The organism is Actinoallomurus acaciae (assembly GCF_042429965.1).
Taxonomy (GTDB): Bacteria; Actinomycetota; Actinomycetes; order Streptosporangiales; family Streptosporangiaceae; genus Actinoallomurus; species Actinoallomurus acaciae.
The window spans coordinates 1563-3854 of the sequence record NZ_JBHLZP010000853.1 but is presented as its reverse complement, the minus strand read 5'-3'; the positions used below and the strand labels follow the sequence as shown (position 1 = coordinate 3854).

The 2292-nt window shown below is 70.1% G+C and carries 3 protein-coding genes; 1 reads left to right on the top strand and 2 read right to left on the bottom strand.

Translation table 11 applies throughout. The features are described 5' to 3' along the window. Positions 1-565: alcohol dehydrogenase catalytic domain-containing protein (locus ACFFNX_RS48070; RefSeq protein ID WP_378213123.1), on the bottom strand; the 565-nt coding region annotated here is incomplete at its 3' end. A 57-nt stretch (positions 566-622) separates the two neighbouring features. Between ACFFNX_RS48070 and ACFFNX_RS48065 the strand changes: the two genes are divergently transcribed. After that, on the top strand, positions 623-1411 hold the full coding sequence (locus tag ACFFNX_RS48065) for a helix-turn-helix transcriptional regulator (RefSeq protein ID WP_378213121.1): 789 nt from the start codon (positions 623-625) through the stop codon (positions 1409-1411). A 196-nt stretch (positions 1412-1607) separates the two neighbouring features. Here ACFFNX_RS48065 and ACFFNX_RS48060 read toward each other — a convergent pair whose 3' ends face one another. Next, complete coding sequence (locus ACFFNX_RS48060; protein WP_378213119.1) at positions 1608-2225, bottom strand: FAD-dependent oxidoreductase; 618 nt, start codon at positions 2223-2225, stop codon at positions 1608-1610. Between the last annotated feature and the right edge of the window lie 67 nt (positions 2226-2292).

Genomic DNA, 2292 nt, shown 5'->3' with positions numbered 1-2292 from the left:
CGCCGAGCTGGCCGGTGCCGCCGACGACCGCGACGCTCTGGCCGGGCCGCTGACCGGCGCTGTTCAGCCCCTCGGCCGCGATGGCGAGCCACGGCAGGAAGGCCAGCCGGTCCGGCCGCGCGTACTCCCCGGCGCCGGCCAGCCGTACGACGGTCTCCTTGGGGCACAGGGCGCGTTCGGCCCACAGCCCGTCGCGCCACACCGCCTGCATCGCGGTCGTCGTCGCGGTGGCCTTGCCCCGTCCGCCCACGCCGGTCCAGCCGACGAGGATCTCCTGCGGCCCGTCCGTCTCGCCGGAGCTCAGCAGCGAGTTGGTCACCACGATGTCGCCCGGCGCGACGTTGAAGACGTCATCGGCGACGGACTCGACCCGTCCGATGGCGCCCGGGCCGAGCACGAGCGGCGTCGGGACGGTGCCCCGCGTCCCGTGAATGAGGGCGTCGGTATAGGCGGGCAGATAGGAGGCGAGCACGCCGACGACCACACCGCCGCCGCGCGGTGCCGGCTCCGGCACCTCCGCCAAATGGAGCCCTTCCCCTGCTTCTTCCAGTGTCCATGCACGCATACCGGCCAGTCTGCGAGGGTCTCAGCCTGGTATCCAGAGCCGGTTTATTCTGGAACCGTGACTACCTCGGTCCTGCGCCGCCGCGAGCTGGGCGCGTTCCTGCGCAGCCGCCGGGAGCGCATCTCCCCCGCCGAGACCGGCCTGCCGACGACGGGGCGGCGACGCACCCCCGGGCTGCGGCGCGAGGAGATCGCCCTGCTCGCGGGCATCAGCGCCACCTGGTACACCTACCTGGAGCAGGGCCGCGACGTCCGCCCGTCCGGCCAGGTGCTCGAGGCGCTGGCCACGGCGCTGCGGCTCAGCGAGCACGAACGCGACCACCTGCTCCACCTGGCCGGCGACACCCCGGACGAGCCGGCCGACGAGCCCGAGCCGCTAGCCCCCGGCGTCGCCGACGTCCCCGCGCTGGTCGAGCCCAACCCGTCCTACGTCACGGGCGTGCGCTACGACGTGCTGTGCCACAACCCTTCCGCCGCGGAGCTGTTCAAGGGCATCGACACGATGCCGGAACCCAACCTGGCCCGCTGGGTGTTCACCGAACCCGCGGCACGGCAGGTATTGGTCGACTGGGAGCGGGAGGCACAGAACGTGCTGGCCCGCCTGCGCGCCGCCACCGGCCGCCACCCGGACCACCCACGCTTCACCCGCCTGATCGAGGAACTGCACACGGCAAGCCCGCAGGTACGCGCCTGGTGGCCCCGCTACGACATCCAGGTCAGCCGGTCCGGCACCAAGCGGCTACGCCACCCGAGGCTCGGCGTCATCACCTTGACCCACACCGCGTTCCACGTCGCGGAACGGCCGGAGCAGACCCTGGTGATCTACAGCGAGGGCGTCGCGGTTTGATGCATTCCGGCCCAGGTTCGGCGGTGAGGCGGGTGACCAGGCGCTCCAGCAGGGACGGCGCACTGAATGATTCGACGTATTGGCCGATCTTGGTTGCCTTGATCACGTGGTAGGACGGGAGCGTTGTGCTCGGCAGGGCGATTTCGCGACGCGCTGCGGGCGGGTGTGTCGACTGCCGGTCCGTTCCGTGGCCGTGTCATCGGTGGCGGCGGCCGTATGTCGTCGCGCGGTCCATCATGTTCCGCAGGTTTTCGGGTGCGTTGTAGCCGAACGTCCGCTCGAATGACTGGTATCCCTCCCTTGAGGATGCGGCGCTGCGTGGCAGCATCTCGGCGGCGAAGCCCGAGAAGGCCGACTCGATGTCGTCGGGCGACGCAGCGATTGCCTTTCCGAGTTGGGCGCCGTCGTAGAGGGCCCAGTTCGCTCCGTCTCCGTCCGGGGGTGTCAGGTGCGCGGCGTCACCGATGAGGATGGCTCCCGGCACCTGGTCCCATGTGTGTCCGAGTGGCAGTCCCCAGATCGGTCGGGGGACCGGTGTGGTCTCGCCGTTCGTGATCAGTTCCAGGAGTTCGGGAGCCCACCCGTCGCCGAGTTCTGCAGCGAGGTTGGTCAGCGCCTGCTCGCGGTCGGAGAAGTCGGTCGAGTTCACCCAATCGAGCGGTTTTTTCATGACGACGTACGTGTGAATCACGTTGTTGGCTTCGCGGTGCCCGAAGATCCCTCGTCCGGGTTCCATCGCCAGCATCGCGCCTCGGCCGACCAGCGCGGCGCTTCGCTGGTGGCGTTTGTCGATGTTGTGGAGGAAGGTCTCCACCCAGAGGGTGCCCAGGTATTCCGGCGAGGCCCCGGACAGGAACGTCCGTACGCGCGACCAGGCGCCG